The 17,663-nt window shown below is 74.2% G+C and carries 18 protein-coding genes; 9 read left to right on the forward strand and 9 right to left on the reverse strand.

The features are described from left to right. Positions 1-32 precede the first annotated feature (32 nt). Positions 33-599, reverse strand: coding sequence for a hypothetical protein (locus tag GC722_RS01940; RefSeq protein ID WP_156607439.1), 567 nt, complete (start codon positions 597-599; stop codon positions 33-35). 119 nt (positions 600-718) lie between these two features. Here GC722_RS01940 and GC722_RS01945 point away from each other — a divergent pair, with 119 nt between their 5' ends. From GC722_RS01945 to GC722_RS01965, 5 genes are all read left to right on the forward strand, one after another. Beyond that, positions 719-2,167: an NAD-dependent succinate-semialdehyde dehydrogenase gene (locus tag GC722_RS01945; protein WP_156607441.1), complete on the forward strand. Its 1,449-nt coding sequence runs from the start codon at positions 719-721 to the stop codon at positions 2,165-2,167. 33 nt (positions 2,168-2,200) lie between these two features. Next, on the forward strand, positions 2,201-2,893 hold the full coding sequence (gene tenA, locus GC722_RS01950; protein WP_331714299.1) for a thiaminase II: 693 nt from the start codon (positions 2,201-2,203) through the stop codon (positions 2,891-2,893). 23 nt (positions 2,894-2,916) lie between these two features. Beyond that, the gene (locus tag GC722_RS01955) at positions 2,917-3,078 is read left to right on the forward strand and encodes a hypothetical protein (protein ID WP_156607443.1); all 162 of its coding nucleotides are present in this window, start codon (positions 2,917-2,919) and stop codon (positions 3,076-3,078) included. A gap of 437 nt (positions 3,079-3,515) precedes the next feature. Beyond that, on the forward strand, positions 3,516-5,735 hold the full coding sequence (locus GC722_RS01960) for an NADP-dependent isocitrate dehydrogenase (protein WP_156607445.1): 2,220 nt from the start codon (positions 3,516-3,518) through the stop codon (positions 5,733-5,735). Positions 5,736-5,931: 196 nt separating this feature from the next. After that, positions 5,932-6,720, forward strand: coding sequence for an aldo/keto reductase (locus tag GC722_RS01965; RefSeq protein ID WP_156607447.1), 789 nt, complete (start codon positions 5,932-5,934; stop codon positions 6,718-6,720). A gap of 27 nt (positions 6,721-6,747) precedes the next feature. Here the strand turns inward: GC722_RS01965 and GC722_RS01970 are convergent, their stop codons facing one another. Continuing rightward, positions 6,748-7,440 carry an EcsC family protein gene (locus GC722_RS01970; RefSeq protein WP_331714300.1) on the reverse strand — a complete coding sequence of 231 codons (693 nt, stop codon included), beginning with the start codon at positions 7,438-7,440 and terminating at the stop codon, positions 6,748-6,750. 127 nt (positions 7,441-7,567) lie between these two features. Here GC722_RS01970 and aat point away from each other — a divergent pair, with 127 nt between their 5' ends. Both aat and GC722_RS01980 read left to right on the forward strand, forming a co-directional pair. Then, entirely contained in the window at positions 7,568-8,227 is a 660-nt protein-coding gene (gene aat, locus GC722_RS01975; RefSeq protein WP_156607449.1) for a leucyl/phenylalanyl-tRNA--protein transferase, read from the forward strand. 15 nt (positions 8,228-8,242) lie between these two features. Beyond that, the gene (locus GC722_RS01980; RefSeq protein WP_156607451.1) at positions 8,243-9,106 is read left to right on the forward strand and encodes an Fpg/Nei family DNA glycosylase; all 864 of its coding nucleotides are present in this window, start codon (positions 8,243-8,245) and stop codon (positions 9,104-9,106) included. Between the two features lie 27 nt (positions 9,107-9,133). Here the strand turns inward: GC722_RS01980 and GC722_RS01985 are convergent, their stop codons facing one another. Together GC722_RS01985 and GC722_RS01990 are read right to left on the reverse strand one after the other, a co-directional pair. Continuing rightward, on the reverse strand, positions 9,134-10,312 hold the full coding sequence (locus tag GC722_RS01985) for an FAD-dependent oxidoreductase (protein WP_156607454.1): 1,179 nt from the start codon (positions 10,310-10,312) through the stop codon (positions 9,134-9,136). Next, positions 10,309-10,851, reverse strand: coding sequence for a TetR/AcrR family transcriptional regulator (locus GC722_RS01990; protein WP_197429694.1), 543 nt, complete (start codon positions 10,849-10,851; stop codon positions 10,309-10,311). Before GC722_RS01990 ends, GC722_RS01985 begins: the two co-directional genes overlap by 4 nt. Before the next feature lie 97 nt (positions 10,852-10,948). On the opposite strand from GC722_RS01990, the gene GC722_RS01995 reads away from it, so the two are divergent. Both GC722_RS01995 and GC722_RS02000 read left to right on the forward strand, forming a co-directional pair. Further along, positions 10,949-11,536, forward strand: coding sequence for a hypothetical protein (locus GC722_RS01995; protein ID WP_197429695.1), 588 nt, complete (start codon positions 10,949-10,951; stop codon positions 11,534-11,536). A 100-nt stretch (positions 11,537-11,636) separates the two neighbouring features. After that, entirely contained in the window at positions 11,637-13,184 is a 1,548-nt protein-coding gene (locus GC722_RS02000; RefSeq protein WP_331714301.1) for a sulfatase-like hydrolase/transferase, read from the forward strand. Between the two features lie 109 nt (positions 13,185-13,293). On the opposite strand, the gene GC722_RS02005 is transcribed toward GC722_RS02000, so the two are convergent. From GC722_RS02005 to eccB, 5 genes are all read right to left on the reverse strand, one after another. After that, entirely contained in the window at positions 13,294-14,925 is a 1,632-nt protein-coding gene (locus tag GC722_RS02005; protein ID WP_156607458.1) for a WXG100 family type VII secretion target, read from the reverse strand. Positions 14,926-14,943: 18 nt separating this feature from the next. Further along, complete coding sequence (locus tag GC722_RS02010) at positions 14,944-15,291, reverse strand: hypothetical protein (protein ID WP_156607460.1); 348 nt, start codon at positions 15,289-15,291, stop codon at positions 14,944-14,946. Positions 15,292-15,467: 176 nt separating this feature from the next. After that, entirely contained in the window at positions 15,468-15,758 is a 291-nt protein-coding gene (locus GC722_RS02015; protein ID WP_156607461.1) for a WXG100 family type VII secretion target, read from the reverse strand. A gap of 37 nt (positions 15,759-15,795) precedes the next feature. Next, positions 15,796-16,113 carry a WXG100 family type VII secretion target gene (locus GC722_RS02020; RefSeq protein WP_156607463.1) on the reverse strand — a complete coding sequence of 106 codons (318 nt, stop codon included), beginning with the start codon at positions 16,111-16,113 and terminating at the stop codon, positions 15,796-15,798. 159 nt (positions 16,114-16,272) lie between these two features. Further along, positions 16,273-17,622, reverse strand: a complete 1,350-nt coding sequence (eccB, locus tag GC722_RS02025) for a type VII secretion protein EccB (protein ID WP_156607465.1) — start codon at positions 17,620-17,622, stop codon at positions 16,273-16,275. Positions 17,623-17,663 lie beyond the last annotated feature (41 nt).

The raw sequence follows: 17,663 nt of genomic DNA on the forward strand, positions 1-17,663 counted from the left end.
GAGCCGGCCGGGGGCCGCTATTCCAGCGGCGGTCAGGCCGGGCCGGGAGCGGGCCCGTAGCGGGTCGGTCCCGGGCGGGCGCCGACGGCGCGGAACCACTCGCTGGAGGACCTCGTCCACAGCAGCACGAGCGCGCCGACGGTGACCAGCATCGTGGCCACGACGAGCGCCTTGCTGAACCAGGGGGTGGGCTGGGTCAGGGACAGCACCCCGCTCACCAGGTAGAGGCCGCCGAGCACGGTGGCCAGGATCCGCGACCAGTTCGCGCCCCGGCCGCAGAACACGGCGTTGAGGGCCCACAGCGCCGTCACCACCAGGCCGCTGACGACGGCGGTCACCAGCCCCAGCGTGACCGTCGTGTCGATGAGCTCGGGCGAGGCCTGCAGACCCTGCCGGGCCAGCTCCTCGGCCACCATGGCGCGCGTCTGGCCCTGCTGCGCCAGCGCGGCGACCAGGCCGAGCAGGCTGAGACCGGCGCCGACCCAGATCAGCGCGACGGCGTTGCGGACCGAGCTCGGCCTGGCGGGGGCCGGCCCCGGCGCGCCGGGCGGCCGGTGCTGCGGACGCGGCGGGTGCTGCGGACCTGGCGTGGTGCTCATGGCTGCTCCTCCTCGAGGCCGGGAGGCCCACGCTAGGCCCGGCCCGGGTCAGCCGCCGGCCGTCCGGGTGCCAGACTCGAGGAGACCACCTGCGACCGCGGTGCCCGAGGAGGACCGAGATGACCAGCCTGCCGATCGACGTGCCGACCGACCTCTTCATCGCCGGGGAGTGGCGCCCGGCCACCGGTGGCGGGACCGTGGCCGTCACCGACCCCGCCGACGGCAGCGAGCTGGCCCGGGTGGCCGACGCCCGTCCCGAGGACGCCGTCGCCGCCCTCGACGCCGCCTGCGCCGCGCAGCGGGAGTGGGCCGCCACCGCGCCGCGGGAGCGCTCCGACCTGCTGCGGGCGGCCTTCGAGGCCATCATGGACTCCGCCGAGGAGATGGCGCGGCTGATGACCTGCGAGATGGGCAAGCCGTTGGCCGAGTCCCGCGCGGAGGTCACCTACGGCGCGGAGTTCCTGCGGTGGTTCAGCGAGGAGGCGGTCCGCATCGGGGGGCGCCACGGCACCCGGCCCGAGGGCGGCGCCGACATGGTGGTGCGGCCCTACCCGGTCGGGCCCTGCCTGCTGATCACGCCGTGGAACTTCCCGCTGGCCATGGCCACCCGCAAGCTCGGCCCCGCCCTGGCGGCCGGCTGCACCACGGTGCTCAAGCCGGCCACCCTGACCCCGCTCACCACGCTGGCCACGGTCCGGGTGCTGGAGCAGGCCGGGCTGCCCCGCGGCGTGGTCAACGTGGTCACCACCACCTCGGCGTCGGCGGTGACCAAGCCGCTGATGGCCGATCCGCGGCTGCGCAAGGTCAGCTTCACCGGCTCCACCGAGGTGGGCCGCATCCTGCTGGAGCAGGCCGCCCCGACCGTGCTGCGGACGTCGATGGAGCTGGGCGGCAACGCCCCCTTCCTGGTCTTCGACGACGCGGACCTCGACACCACGGTCACCGCCGCCATGCAGGCCAAGTTCCGCAACATCGGCCAGGCCTGCACCGCGGCGAACCGTTTCCTGGTGCAGCGCGGCATCGCGGACGCGCTGGTCGAGCGGCTGACCGCCGAGATCGACGCCCTCGTGGTGGGTCGCGGCACCGACGAGGGCGTCACCATCGGGCCGCTGGTGGACGACGACGCCGTGGCCAAGTGCCTGGAGCTCACGCGGGACGCCGTCGATCGCGGTGCCACCCTGGTGCGTGGCGGCGAGGCGCTCGACGGGCCCGGGCACTTCATGCAGCCCACGCTGCTCACCGACGTGCCGGCCGACGCCCGGATCTGCGCGGAGGAGGTGTTCGGCCCGGTGCTGCCCATCACCGTCTTCGACACCGAGGAGGAGGCGGTGGCGCTGGCCAACGACACCGAGTTCGGGCTCACGTCCTACCTGTGCACCGGCGACATGGTGCGGGCCCGCCGCGTCGTCGACCAGCTCGAGGTCGGGATGGTGGGGATCAACCTCGGGGTGCTCTCCAACGCCGCGGCCCCGTTCGGCGGGGTGAAGCAGTCCGGCCTCGGCCGCGAGGGCGGCGCCGAGGGCATCGCGGAGTACCAGTCGCTGCGCTACACCCTCACCCCGCTCTGAACCCGGACCGGCCACCCGGCACACTGGGCGGCCGTGAGCACCGACACCGTCTCCCAGACCACCCGGACCGGTTCCCTCGCGCAGCGGATGTGGCAGCGGGCCGAGCCGACCTACCAGCGCATCCTGCAGCACCCGTTCCTGCTCGGGCTGGCCGAGGGCACCCTGCCGCGGGAGTCGTTCGGCTACTTCGTCGTGCAGGACAGCCACTACCTGCGGGCCTACTCCCGCTGCCTGTCCCTGCTGTCGGCCCGGGCGCTGCCCGAGGAGCCGGTGCGGATGTTCGCGTTGCACGCCGCCAACGCGGTGGACGTCGAGCGCGAGCTGCACGCCTCGCTGCTGCCCGAGCTGGGCATCGACCCCGCCGACCTCGACCGGATCGGCGCCGGCCCCACCACCACCGCCTACACCTCCTACCTCACCGCGGTGTGCGCCACCGGCAGCTGGGCGGAGGGGGTGGCCGCGGTGCTGCCCTGCTACTGGGTGTACCGGGAGGTGGGGCGCACGCTGCTCGAGCGCTCCTCGCCCGACCCGCTGTACGCCCGCTGGATCGAGACCTACGGCTCGCCCGAGTTCGACGCGGTGGTGGACCAGGTGGTGGCGGTCGCCGACGCCCTCGAGGTGTCCGCGGCGGAGGAGGCCCGCTGCCTGGAGCACTTCGCCGTCACGACCCGCTACGAGTGGATGTTCTGGGACGCCGCCTCCCGGCGGCTGGCCTGGCCGGTGTGAACCCGCGGGGGTAGCCTCGCCGGATGGGGCGACCGCTGCGGTGCCGGCTGGGTCTCCACCGCTGGCAGGACCGGTGGAACGAGGAGCACCAGCGCTACCAGGTGTGCCGGCGCTGCCAGGCCGAGCGCGACCCGGTCGTGATCTCCGACGTCTCCAACCCCGACACGTCCGGCGGCGGGCTCTGACGGCGGCCGCGCCGGGCGGCTCCGAGACGTCCCCTACGGCGACGGTCGTGCCCGGTCAGGGTCGGACCAGACCACGGTCGGGGTCAGCACCAGACCCTGCACCGATGCGGGGCCGTGGCGGCGCGCCGAGCATGGTGGTCATGGACATCACACAGATCCTCCTCACCGTCGGCGCCGTCCTGGGCATCGTGCTGGTGGCCGCCCTGGCCATCCTGCCCACCGTGATCGAGGCGGAGTCGCACAACCACGACTGAGGGGAGCACGACCGCGGGGAGCACGACGGGGGAGAGCCCGCCGGTCGACCCGGGGCCGACCCCGCCGCGCCTCCTGCCGGGCGCCGGGGAGCTCGCCCGTGCCGTGACCGGGGGCGGCGTTCGGTAGCCTCGCCCCGAGCGATCACTCGCGTCGTCCAACCGCACGAGAGGCAGGGCTGGCCCATGGCCACAATCATCTACACCAAGACCGACGAGGCGCCGCTGCTGGCGACGTACTCCCTCAAGCCGATCATCGAGGCCTTCACCTCGGCGGCCGGCGTGCAGGTCGAGACCCGCGACATCTCCCTGGCCGGACGGATCATCAGCCAGTTCCCGGACCGGCTGACGCCGGAGCAGCAGCTGCCCGACGCGCTGGCCGAGCTCGGTGAGCTGGCCCGGACGCCCGAGGCCAACATCATCAAGCTGCCCAACATCTCCGCCTCCGTGCCGCAGCTGAAGGCCGCGATCGCCGAGCTGCAGTCCCAGGGCTACGACCTGCCGGACTACCCGGACTCGCCGTCGACCGACGAGGAGCGCGAGGTCCGCGCCCGCTACGGCCGCGTGATGGGCAGCGCCGTCAACCCCGTGCTGCGGGAGGGGAACTCCGACCGCCGGGCGCCCGCGGCGGTCAAGGGCTACGCCCGCGCCTTCCCCCACTCCATGGGGGAGTGGTCGGCGGACTCGCGCACCGAGGTCGCCACCATGTCCGCCGACGACTTCGCCTCCAACGAGAAGTCGGTGGTGCTGGAGTCCGACGACACCCTGACCATCCAGCTGGTCGGCGCCGACGGCACCACCACGGTGCTCAAGCAGTCGGTGCCGGTGCTGGCCGGTGAGGTGGTGGACGCCACCTTCATGGACGCCGCCGCGCTGCGGACCTTCCTGGCCGAGCAGGTGCGCCGTGCCGCCGAGGCCGACGTGCTGTTCTCGCTGCACCTCAAGGCCACGATGATGAAGGTCTCGGACCCGATCATCTTCGGCCACGCCGTCGAGGTCTTCTTCGCCGACGTCTTCTCCCGCTACGGCGACCAGCTGGCCGCCGCCGGCCTGAGCGCCGACAACGGGCTGGGCGGCATCCTGAGCGGGCTGGACGCCCTGCCCGCCGACGTCCGCGACGAGGTCCGGGCCGCGTTCGAGGCCCGCCTGGCCGAGCTGCCGCGGCTGTCGATGGTGAACTCCGACAAGGGGATCACCAACCTGCACGTGCCCAGCGACGTCATCATCGACGCCTCCATGCCGGCGATGATCCGCAACGGCGGCAAGCTCTGGGGTCCGAAGGGCGAGGAGGACGACACCCTCGCCGTCATCCCCGACCACTCCTACGCCGGCATCTACGCCGCGGTGATCGAGGACTGCAAGGCCAACGGCGCCTTCGACCCGACCACCATGGGCTCGGTGCCCAACGTCGGCCTGATGGCGCAGAAGGCCGAGGAGTACGGCAGCCACGACAAGACGTTCGAGATCGAGGCCGAGGGCACCGTCCAGGTGGTCGACTCCTCCGGTGCGGTGCTGCTGGAGCACGCCGTGCGTCCCGGTGACATCTGGCGCGCCTGCCAGACCAAGGACGCCCCGATCCGCGACTGGGTGCGGCTGGCCGTCGAGCGGGCCCGGCTGTCCGGCACGCCGGCCGTGTTCTGGCTCGACCGCGAGCGCGCCCACGACGCGAACCTGATCGCCAAGGTCGAGCAGTACCTGGGCGAGCACGACACCGAGGGCCTGCAGATCGAGATCATGAGCCCGGTCGAGGCCACCCGGTACTCGCTGGAGCGGATCCGCCGCGGCGAGGACACCATCTCGGTGACCGGCAACGTGCTGCGCGACTACAACACCGACCTGTTCCCGATCCTGGAGCTGGGCACCAGCGCCAAGATGCTGTCGGTGGTGCCGCTGATGAACGGCGGTGGGCTGTTCGAGACCGGCGCCGGCGGCTCGGCGCCCAAGCACGTGCAGCAGCTGCAGCAGCAGAACTACCTGCGCTGGGACAGCCTGGGCGAGTTCCTGGCGCTGGCCGAGAGCCTGCGTCACCTGTCCCGGGCCGACGACAACCCGCGCGCCGCGGTGCTCGCCGCCACCCTGGACGCCGCCACCGAGCGGGTGCTGACCGAGGGCCGCTCGCCGGCCCGCCGGCTCGGCCAGATCGACAACCGGGGCAGCCACTTCTACCTGGCGCTGTACTGGGCCCAGGCGCTGGCCGCCCAGAGCGACGACGCCGCGCTCGCCGCCACCTTCGCCCCGGTGGCCGAGCAGCTGTCGGCCCAGGAGCAGCAGATCACCCAGGAGCTGCTGGACGCCCAGGGGTCCCCGGCCGACATCGGCGGGTACTACCACCCCGACGACGCCAAGGCCTCCGCGGTGATGCGCCCCTCGGCCACCTTCAACCAGGTGATCGACTCGCTGCGCTGACCCGCACCGCACCACGCCGACGAGCCGCCGGAGGACCTTCCTCCGGCGGCTCGTCCGCGTCTGCGGCCCACTTCCCCCGACCGCCTCCCAGCGGGCAGGACGGCCATGGGGACCCGACGGCGCGGCCCTCGACCCCCGCCCGGGTCCTGTCCGGGGGCGTCGCTAGGGTGACGACCACCCGCGAGGAAGGACGCCCATGAGCAGCGAGCTCGCCGCACCCGCCGTCGACCTGGCCCCCGGCCGCTCCGCCATGCCGTTGCTGGGCTTCGGCACCTGGCAGATCGCCGACGACGAGGCCGAGGCGGTGCTCAGCACCGCCTTCGAGGTCGGCTACCGCCACGTCGACACGGCCACCGGCTACGGCAACGAGGCCGGCATCGGACGCGCGCTGGCCGCCAGCGGCCTGTCGCGCGACGAGGTCTTCCTGACCACCAAGATGCCGCCGGACCACGTCGGCCGGGAGCGCCGGACGCTGGAGGAGAGCCTGCAGAAGCTGGGCGTCGACCACGTCGACCTGTGGCTGGTGCACTGGCCGCCCAACCGCGAGGCTACCCCCTCGGCCTGGGAGCAGTTCGTGGCCGCCCGCGAGGAGGGGCTGGCCACCCACATCGGGGTCAGCAACTACTCGCTGGCCCAGATCGACGAGCTGACGCGGGCCACCGGAGTCACCCCGGCGGTCGACCAGATCAAGATGAGCCCGGCCCAGTACGACGCCGAGGTGGTGCAGGGCCTGGCCGAGCGCCAGGTCGTGCTCGAGGGCTACAGCCCCTTCCGCGCCAGCGACCTCGAGCACCCGGTGCTGGCCGAGATCGCCCGGGCCCACGAGGTCACCCCCGCGCAGGTGATCATCGCCTGGCACGTGGCGCACCAGTTCGTGGTGATCCCCAAGTCCAGCCGGCGCGAGCGGATGGTGGCCAACGCCGAGGCGCTGGGCGTCCGCCTCACGCCGGAGGAGGTCATCCGCCTGGACGGCCTCGCCGGCTGAGCCGCGGCCGGCCCTCAGGCCGGTCGGTCAGGCGGGCGGGGCGCCGTGGTTCAGGCTGCGGCGCCGACGCAGCTCGGAGGCGGCGAACACGCCGATCTGGCGGGTGGCCACGCCGTCCACCACGGCGCCGACCCCGCCACCCACGATGGGGATCCGCTTGGTCAGCAGCAGGGCCCCGTTGGTGCCACCGACGCGGGCGGCCATCTCGAGCACGACCCGCTCCGCCACCCGGCGGTCCAGGTCGGGGTCGAACACGGGGGCGGTGGCCACCGCCATCGGGGTGGTGGGCAGCACGCCCTTCTCGATCAGCTTGACCAGCTGCTCACCGCCCAGCAGGCACATCATCATCGCGGTGCGGACCCGCGGGTCGTCGATGTCGTAGCCGCGCAGGTGCGCGATCGCGCCCACCATCCGGATCTGCACGACCGCCAGCCCCGCCAGGTTCCCCGGCAGCGAGACCACGCTGGCCAGCACGCCGCCCACGTTGGCCATGAACCCCTGGGCCGAGGAGAGGCCCACGTGCTGCACGACGACCGCGTCGATGGCGGCGTCCACCGAGCCGTGCTTCTGCAGCTGGCTCACCGCGGCGGCCTTGGCGCCGGGCATCCCGGCCACGCCGTCGATGCCGAGCTCGAGGACCATCCGCATGACGCCCCCGGCTGCCTTCGGGGCCTTCCGGGCCGCGGGGACCAGCCCCCGGGCGAATTCGCTGACTCCCACCAGTTCTCCTCTGCTCGGCGCGGGCCCAGCCTACGCAGCCCGGTGCTCGCCGACCCACGGTGCGGGCCCTGAGCCGACCCTGACCCGTCCCGGCCCCGGACCGCCCGCGCTCGTGCAAGATGAGCCCATGGAGCTCTCCGCCTTCGGCGACAGCGAGGTCTGGCCGAGGCAGGACCTCATCGGGGTGTCGGCGGAGCTCGACGAGACGCTCGTCGTCGAGGCCTACACCTGCGGGGTCTTCCCGATGCCGCTGGAGGAGGGCGTCATCGGCTGGTTCGCGCCGATGGAGCGCGGGGTGCTGCCGCTGGCCTCGCTGCGGGTGACCCGCTCGATGCGGCAGAGCCAGCGGCGCTACCGCACCACCGTGGACGTGGACTTCGACGCCGTGGTGCACCGCTGCGCCGACCCCACCCGCCCCTACGGCTGGATCGACGACCGGATCATCGAGGTCTACACCGGCCTGCACGAGCGCGGTCTGGTGCACTCGGTCGAGGTCTGGGACGAGCAGGACCGGCTGGTCGGGGGGCTCTACGGGGTCTCGATGGGCGGGTTGTTCGCCGGGGAGTCGATGTTCCACGACCCCGAGCACGGCCGTGACGCCAGCAAGGTGGCGCTGATGCGGCTGGTCCGGCTGCTGTCCGCCGACGGCCGCGACCGGCTGCTGGACGTGCAGTGGCGGACCCCGCACCTGGACTCCCTGGGGGCGGTGGGGCTGGACCGGGCGCGCTACCTGCGCCGGCTGGCCGAGGCGCTGGCGATGCCCGAGCCGGACTGGGACGACGGCTGAGGCCATAATGGCGCCATGCCGGAGATGCCCGAGGTGGAGTCGCTGCGGGAGTTCCTCGAGGGTCGGTGCGTCGGGCGGGTGGTGGCCCGGGCCGAGCTGGCCGCGTTCAGCGCGCTGAAGACCTTCGACCCGCCGTTGTCGGCGCTGCATGGGCTGGAGGTGACGGCGGTCCGGCGCTTCGGCAAGTTCCTCGCCCTCGACGCCGACGGCGTGTGGCTGGTGGTGCACCTGGCCCGGGCGGGCTGGCTGCGTTGGCGCGAGCAGATCCCGCCCACCCCGGCCCGGCCGGGGAAGGGCCCGCTGGCGCTGCGCGTGGTGCTCGACGACGACTCGGGGTTCGACCTGACCGAGGCCGGCACCCAGCGCAAGCTCGCCGTCTACGTGGTCACCTCGCCCGACCAGGTGCCCGGGATCGCCACGCTGGGCCCCGACCCCACCAGCGAGGAGTTCGGGCGCCCGCAGCTGGACGAGATCCTCACCGCGGCCGGACGTGCCCAGCTCAAGGGGGTGCTGCGCGACCAGCGGGTGCTGGCCGGGATCGGCAACGCCTACTCCGACGAGATCCTGCACGCCGCGCGGATGAGCCCGTTCAAGGCGGCCAGCTCCCTCGACGACGCAGAGCGCGACACCCTGCTGGCCGCGATCAAGGGCGAGCTGGCCGAGGCGATCGAGCGCTCCCGCGGGCGCCCCGCCGCCGAGCTGAAGGACCAGAAGCGCGCCGGCATGGCCGTCCACGGCCGGGCCGGCCAGCCCTGCCCGGTCTGCGGGGACACGGTGGCCGAGGTCAGCTTCGCCGACAGCTCGTTGCAGTACTGCCCGACCTGCCAGACCGCGGGCAAGAAGCTGGCCGACCGGCGGATGTCGCGGCTGCTCAAGTGAGCGGCCCACCTCGGGTGGGGCGCGGCGTCAGTGCGTGGGCGCCCCGGTCAGGCTGGCCGCCAGCCGCCCGTTGACCAGCGGCAGCCCCGAGGCGGCCACCACCGTCCGCCGGGCCAGCTGGTCCCACCGGGTGCGGGGCACGAACGCGGCAGCGGCCCGGCGGCCGGCCCGCTGCACCGGCTCGACCACGGACCGCCAGGACGTCTCGTGCGCGGCCAGGGCGCTGTCGAGGTCGTCGGTGCGACGCAGCTGGTCGGCCAGCGCCGTCGCCCCCGCCACGGCCAGCGACGCCCCCTGCCCGGCCAGCAGCGAGACCGCGTGGGCGGCGTCGCCGACCAGCAGCACCCGGCCGTACCGCCAGCGGGGGAGGACCGTCTGGGCCACCGAGTCCAGGTACAGGTCGGCCGGCACCAGGTCGACCAGCGGCGCGGCCACCCGGCCGTGACGCCGCAGCTCCGCGCGGGTGGCCGCCACCGGGTCGTCGGGCAGCCGGTCGGCGGCGGTCACCACGAAGGCCGAGACCCGGCCGCTGCCGTCCCCGGGCCGTCCGGGGCGGCCCGCGTCCAGGGCGAACAGGCCGACCTGGCCACCGGTGGTGTCGGTGAGGTGCACCTCGTCGCCGAGCCGTCGGGCCAGCTCAGGCGCCGGGCAGGTGAAGGCCGCCACCGTGTAGCCCAGCGGGCGGACCACGTCGTCCTCGGGCCCGACCACCAGCCGGCGGACGCCGGAGTGCAGCCCGTCGGCGGCCAGCAGCAGGTCCCCGGACAGGGTGGTGCCGTCGTCCAGGGTGACCCTGACCGGCTCGGCCCCGGCCCGCTGCTCCACCGCGGTCATCGTGCGGCCGTGGCGCAGCTCGACCTGCGGCGGCAGCGCACCGCGGAGCACGTCCTCGATCTCGGGCCGCAGCACCGAGAAGTAGCGGCCGCGGGCCGCCCGCAGGAACGAGTCGAGCCGCAGCCTCCCGGTGGTGCGCCCGGCCAGGTCGACGTAGCGGGCCGCCGCGTACAGCCGGCCGTGCCGGCGCAGCGGTTCCAGCACGCCCAGCCGGTCGGCGGCCCGCCACCCCGGCCCGAAGAAGTCGATCATGTACCCGCCGCGCCGGGGTGCCGGCGCGCACTCCACCACGGTGACGTCCCACCCCAGCCGGCTCAGTGCCAGGGCGCAGGAGAGGCCGGCGATGCCGGCGCCGCTGATCAGGACCCTCATGGTGCTCCTCCTTGGTCGTCGGGGACCAGCCGTCCGAGCAGGTCGGCGAGCCGGTGCAGCGGCAGCGCCGGGTCGAGGACGCGGTGCAGCGCGATGCCGTCCAGCGCCGCCCCCAGCAGCGCGGCCAGGTCGCCGGCCTCGGCGGCTGGGACGCCGCCGGCCCGCAGCCACCGCGTCAGCTCGGTGCGGAAGTCCGCCAGCACGCCGCTCAGCGCCGCGGCCACCGCCTCGTCGCGGGACGCCGCCAGGTAGGTCTCGGTGAACAGCAGGTGGGCCGGCTGCCCGGGTCCCAGCCCGGCCAGCGAGCCGACCAGGCCAGCCAGCCCGGAGCGGACGTCGTCCAGCTCGGACAGGGCGACGAGGGCCTGCGAGACGAACCCGGACAGCACCGCCGTGGCCGCCTCGGTGAGCAGCTGCTGCTGGGAGGCGAAGTGGTAGTGCACCACCCCGGGACGCACCCCGGCGCGCTCGGCGACCAGCCGGGTGCTGACCCGTCCCCAGCCGAGCTCGGCGATCAGCTCGCCTGCCGCCTGCAGCACCGCAGCCCGCGTGCTTCGCCCGCGTCCGTTGCCCACGTCCCCACTGTGACACGGATTTGGACGATCGTCCAAGAAACGCCGTGGTTAGCCTGGGTCCGTGCTGATCAACGCCCGCACGGCGGCCGGCATCGCCGACGGCTCCATCACGCTGCTCTTCCGTCGCTGGGAGGCGCCGCGGGTGCGCACGGGGGGCAGCCAGGTCACGTCGGCGGGCGTGGTCTCCTTCGACCGCGTGGTGGAGGTGCCCGACGTCGACGACATCACCGAGTCCGAGCTCGCCGCGGCGGGGCTGCGCGACCGCGACGAGCTGCGCGCGCTGCTCGACCGGCGGCCCGGGCGGATCCACCGGATCGAGGTGAGCTTCGCCGGACCCGACCCGCGGGTCGCGCTGCGCGAGCAGCTGCCCGGCCCCGCGGAGCTGGAGGCGCTGAGCAGGCGGCTGGCGCGGATGGACGCCGGACGTCACGGGGCCTGGGCGGTGCCGACGCTGCGCTGGGTGGCCCAGCACCCCGGGGTGGTGTCCACCGAGCTGGCCGAGCACCTGGGTCGCGAGCGGTACGCCCTCAAGGCCGACATCCGCCGGCTCAAGGCCCTCGGGCTCACCATCAGCCTGGACGTGGGCTACCGCCTGTCGCCGCGGGGCGAGGCCCTGCTGCGCCACCTCGACGCCGTCGACGGCGGCTGAGGCGGCGCACCGAACGGCCGCGAGCTGGTCGACGGCAGGCCGTGTACACCGGTGTCAACCGCTGCCTACACTCGCTCCGCACGACGACGTGAGGAGCAGCGTGGACCCCGACCCTGCCACCCCCGCAGCGACCGACCCGCTGCCCGACGTGCTGGTGGTGATGACCGACCAGCACCGGGCCGGGCTCACCCGGCGCTCCGGCTACCCGCTCGACACCATGCCGTTCACCGACCGGCTGGCGGCCACCGGCACCGACTTCACCCGGGCCCACACGGCGAACCCGACCTGCGTCCCGGCCCGCACCAGCCTGCTGACCGGACGCTTCCCCTCGGCCCACCGCGTCCGGCAGAACAGCACCGCGCGCCACGCCTGCTACGAACGGGACCTGCTCGACGTCCTGCGCGACGCCGGCTACCGCCTGCACTTCGCCGGCAAGCCGCACATCCACCGGGGGCCCGAGGACTTCGACGCCTGGGCCGGGCCCTACTGGCACACCTCCGGACCGCAGCGCAGCGAGGAGCAGCGGCGCTTCGACGCCTGGCTGCACGCCCTCGACCACGGCCCGAGCGAGACCGCGACGCCCTTCCCGCTTGAGGTCCAGCTGCCGTACCGGATCGTCGACGACGCGATCGCCCAGCTGGACGAGGCCCCGACCGGGCAGCCGGGCTTCTTCTGGGTCTCCTTCCCCGAGCCGCACAACCCCTACCAGGTGCCCGAGCCGTACTTCTCGCTCTTCGCCGAGGAGGACGTCCCCGAGCGCGCCAGCGGTCCGGAGGCGGCCGAGCGCAAGGGCGGGGACCACCTGTGGATGCGCCGGCTGATCGAGTCGAAGCGACCCGGCTACGACGAGCGGTGGCGGCGCTACGCGGCCAGCTACCTGGGCATGCTGCGGCTGGTCGACGACCAGCTCGAGCGGCTGGTGGACGCCGTGGGCCAGCGCGGCCGCGACACCGTGGTGGTCCTCCTCAGCGACCACGGCGACTACGTCGGGGAGTACGGGCTGCAGCGCAAGGGCGCCGGCCTGTCCGACTTCCTGACCCGGATCCCGCTGGTGGTCGCCGGCCCCGGCGTGGTGGCGCAGCAGCGCGACGAGCTGGTCTCGCTGGTGGACCTGCTGCCCACCCTCTGCGAGCTGCTCGGCCTCGACGTCCCGGCCGGCGTCCAGGGCCGCAGTCTCGCGCCCCTGCTCGCGGGGGAGGACGTACCGGTGGGGGAGTTCGCCAGCATCTACGCCGAGGTGGGCTTCGGCGGCGCGCGGTACCGCGTCGACGAGCACCCGCCGCTGCACTTCGACTACGCCGGAACCACCTACGACGAGCTCAACTCCGTCACCATGAGCGGTGGCCAGCGCATGGTGCGGGCCGGCGACTGGAAGCTCGTGGTCGACGACGAGGGCCGCAGCGAGCTGTACCACCTCGGCGACGACCCGGCCGAGCTGTGCGACCTCTCCGAGGACGGCGAGCACGCCGACCGGCTGCTCACCCTGACCCGCCTGCTCGCCGCCTGGATGATCCGCACCGGCGACGAGCTCCCCACCGGCGCCTACCGGCCCAAGCGCGTGCCGCACAACTGGCGCTGGGCCGAGCACGCCCCGCCCGGCCTGGCCGAACTCGTCGGCCCGGCCTACGGTGCGGCACCGCCTCGATGAGGCCACGGCTGGTGGCCCGCGAGAGCACGGCGGCCACCGGCCGCTGACGTGGCAGGCGGGTGGCACCGTCCGGTGCCACCCGCCCGTCGTGTCCAGGAAGACCCGCAGGTCAGCGGATCTCGGGAGGGGGAGCGGAGCTGCGGGCGCCCCAGACGCTCTCCTCCTCCTCGAGCCAGGTGCCCTCCAGCTCGGTCTCCTGCTCCTCCTCGCCGTCGTGGGAGCGCCGGGCCACGGGGGCGACGCCACCGGGGCCGCCGGCTGCGCCGGAGCCGGCAGCGCCCGTGGCGGAGGACCCGCCACCCGGACCACCGGCGGCACCCGGACCGCCCGGACCGCCGGGCCCGGCCGAGCCGGGGAGGCTGCCGTGGCTGCCCGCCGAGAGCAGGGGCTTGCCGCCGGGCCCGACCGAGAAGCTGGTGCCCGGCGCGCCACCGCCCGGGGTGGCCATCGGCAGGGCGCCCAGCCCGCCGACGCCGCTGGCCCCCGAGGGCGCACCGGTCGTCACCGGGGGCAGGCTGCCCGCCGCCGGGGCGGCGGGGGCGGGGGCACCGATGGCGGTCACCCCTGCGGCCGAGGTCCCCTCCGCCGCCGGCACCGCACCGGGCGAGCCCTGCGGGCCGCCGATGCCGCCGGGTCCGGCGTCGGGAGGGCTGGTCAGCGACGGGCCGCCGGGGGCGCCGCCACCCGGGCCCGCCCCGGGCCCGGTCCCCGGGCCGGGAGCACCCGGCACCGGGCCGTCCGGACCGGTCGGGGCGTCGGGTCCGCTGCCGACGGGGGTGTGCGAACCGGGGCCGGGCACCTCGGGTCCGCGCGGACCCTGCAGCTGCGGACCGTCGCCGCCACCCGGACCGTCCCCACCCGGACCGCTCGGGCCGGGACCCTGCGGGTACGCGCCGCCGGGACCGCTGCCCGGACCCGACGGACCCGACCCGGGACCGCCGGGGGTGTCACCGCCGGGCGTGGGCGCCTTGTAGCGACCACCGCGGAAGGCCGGCTGCTGCACGGGTGCGGGCTCGAAGGACGCGAGCTCGGTGTCGATGCCTGCGGCGGCGCTGCGGACGTTGCTGCGCACCGAGGTGTTGAGCTGCTCGGTCTCCATCATCCGGTCGAAGCGGTGCTGCTCGGCGGTGACGGCGGTGCCCACCCGCCCGAACACGCTCGGCGGGGCGGTCAGCGGGTTGATCGTCTCGTTGAGCTGCCACTGCTCCTTCGGCACCGACTTCACCAGCGCCTGGTTGCCGCGCTTGATCTCGTACGGCGCGTTGGCCTTGGCCTTCTCGTAGTCCTCGTCCTCGCCCTGGACCGCCTCCTCGATCTTGGAGAAGAGGCCCTGCTCGACCTCCTTGCGGCTGACGAACCACTTGGTGTCGACGTCCCAGGGGATGTTGTTGTGCACGGCCGTGGCGTGGGCGGAGGTGACCGCCTCGATCAGCGGCTGGTACGCCTGGGCGTTGCGCCGGGCGACCTCGGCGTAGTCGCGCAGCGGCTGCACCAGGTCGTGCAGGATCATCGAGCGGTAGGCCTCGGCGCCGGTGCCCGTCCACCCCTCCGGGGCGGTGAGCTGGTCCAGCCGCCGCACCACCACGTCCGCGACGTCGGTGGCCTGCTCGGCCGTCCGCTCCCAGTCGCGCTGGGCCCGCTCGAGGTCGCTCAGCTGGGTGGAGGCGATGTAGGCCATGTTCTCCCGCTGGGTGCCGCGGCTGTACTGGCTGCCGCCGCCACCGCCGTCTGCGATGTGCATGAGAATCCGTCCCCCTCGTCAGGCGCGCTCGGCGCCCTGCTCCATGACTGCGGTGATCTCGTCGGACGCCGCCCGGTTGAGCTCGGACAGGTCCGCGTACTGCTTGGCGAGCTCCTCGGTGCCGGCGACGAGCTCCTCGTGGCGCACGGCCAGCCGGGTGCTCGCCTCGACGGCGGAGGAGACGGCGCGTGCGTGCTGGCGCTCGGCGGCCGCCGCGGAGGGGTGGGCGCCGAAGTCGGGCCTGCGCCGTTCGCTCTCGCTCATCCGTGCCCTGATCCGCTCCAGCCGGCGGCCCTGGGCGTCCAGGAACCGGGCGAAGTCGCGGATGGCCCCCGGGTCCACGGTGATGTTGCTGGGATCGGTCATCGGTGCGTGCTCCTTGTGTGACCTTCGGGCTGGTGTGACCTTCTGGCTGGTGTGACCTTCAGGCGGGTGCGAGCCCAGGCGGGTGCGCGCTCGGGCTGATGAAGGGCTCAGATGCGGACGGCCCGCCCGGGAAGAGCCGGGCGGGCCGTGGGGTGGTGGTCACCGCCGGGGGCGGCTCAGGCCCACTGGCCCTCGATCTGCTTCTCGTTCGCGTCGTAGTTCTCGCTGATCTGGCCCATGGTGGTCTGCATCTTCTGGATCACCGACGCCATGTGCGCCGCCGCGGCGTCCCACTCGGCCTTGGCCTGGGTGTAGGCCTGCCGGGCCGCGCCGTCCCACTGGGCCAGCGAGCCGCTGAGCTGGCTCTCCAGGGTGTCGAGGTGGTCGGACAGCTGCTTGTGGGCGTTGGTGAGGTCCGAGATCCCCTCCGCCATCGCGGCGGAGTTGACCGAGGTGTAGTCAGACATTGGGTGCTCCTGGGTTCTGGTGGTCGCGGGTGGAGGGTCAGCCGTTGAGCAGGGCGCTGATGGCGTTGGTGCTCTGGGCCTGCTCTTCCTCGGTGGTCGTGTACTTCATCTGGGTGTCCACGAGCTTGCCGTGGATGTCGACGAGGGCCTGCTGCACCTTGGCGAACTGGGCGTCGAAGTCGGTGAACGCACGCAGGAAGGCCTGCGCGGCGTTGCCCTGCCAGCCGCTGCCGATCAGGCCGTTGATCTGGCCCTGCAGGTTGCGCTGCACGCCGTCGATCGCGCCGGCCTTCTCCTCGATCTGGCCGGCGGCCTGCTGCATCGCAGCCCTGTCGACACTGCTCTGTCCAGACATGCCATTCCTCCAAGTGGGTTGCTTGCCGGGCGCCGCCCGGGTGGTCTGTGGGCCCCTGGGACCGGGGCGTCCGTCCTGCCTTCGACAGTAGGAGGAGAGGGGGTCACTCCCCGCACCGGGGCCCCCGCGAATTCCGTCCGGGCGGCCGGTCCGGGTGCGTCAGGCCGGCTGGCGGGCCGCGTCGACCGACAGCTCCTGGCCGCGGGGGAGACCGTCGGGGACCAGCTTCAGCAGGGCCGCGGGGACGGCCTGCGCCGGGGTCTGGCCGTAGCCCAGGGCGGCCCGCGACTCGGCGTCGGGGATCCCGTAGCGGCGGCCGGCCACCACCAGGAAGGCCGGCCCGCCCTCCGGTGTCCGCTCGGCCCGCAGCAGCGCCCCCTGCAGGGGTGCGGTCTCCACCAGGTCGGCGGTGCCGGGGACCGGCGAGGCGCCGGCCGGCTGCGGCGTCGGGACGCCCAGCTGCAGCACCGGCTCGGCCCCCTCCTCGCCCCAGGTCAGGCACAGCGAGCTGGTGGCCTGGTCGGGCCGGGACTGCTCGGAGGTGGGGACGAAGTCGGGCATGTCCGGCTGGCGCACGCTGGTGGCGCTGAGACTGCCGCCGACCTCGCCGGGCGTCAGCTCGGTGTTCTCGCGGCCGGCCACCATCATGACCCGGTGCTCCAGCTCGGAGATCTCGGCCAGCCCGTCGGTGAGCAGCACGTAGTAGGAGTCGACGGTCCCCGACACGCTGGCCAGCTGCCCCACCTCGCTCAGCGTGCCCACGGTGACGCGGGCCCGCCCGCCGTCGCCGGGGATCTCGAGCGGAGCCAGCGCGGGACCGCGGGGGATGGTGTTGATCATGGCGTCGGCGGGGGTGCCCGCGTCGGTGAAGCCGAGGTTGACCAGCAGCGGCGGCACGCCGGAGCCCTTCCCGGGGACCGGGTAGGCGCGGCCGTCGGCCAGCAGGTAGTGGGTGCCGGCGCTGTCGCGGACCACCGCCGTGCTGGGTCCGCCCGGTGCCGGGCCGGTGCCGACCTGCAGGGTGGTGTAGCGCACGCCGTCGCCGTCGGGGCTGGTGCTGCACACCCGCATCGGCCAGGGGTCGATGTCCTCCGGCGCCGGCAGCTGCGCCGGCGCGTCCGGGATGCCGATCCGGCCGGCCTGCGGCTCCCCGCGCAGGGTCGCCGACTTCACCCGCACCTCCGGCCCGCCGCCGGTGGCCAGCCGGGCCGAGGTGATGTTCGTGGTCGGGTGCAGCTGGGTGCCGAGCACCGCGAACACCACCCCCGAGGAGGTGTCGATCACCACGGTGCGGTCCTGCCGCCAGTCCTTGCTGCCGCCGCCCAGGACCAGCCCGACCACCCCGAACCCGGCCAGCACCAGCACCGAGATCATGACGCTGACGAACGTCCCGGTGGCGACCCGGCGCAACGGCGGCTCCAGCTCGTCGGGGTTGCGGTCCACGAGGGCCGAGACCAGGCGCTGGCTGGTGAACTTGTGCGCCTTGAGCAGGTCCCTGCGGGTGGCCATGCCCCTCCTCCTCCGCGGCTGGTGGTTCCTCCGCCTCGTCC

Origin of the sequence: Auraticoccus cholistanensis (assembly GCF_009742705.1) — a bacterium.
GTDB lineage: Bacteria > Actinomycetota > Actinomycetes > Propionibacteriales > Propionibacteriaceae > Auraticoccus > Auraticoccus cholistanensis.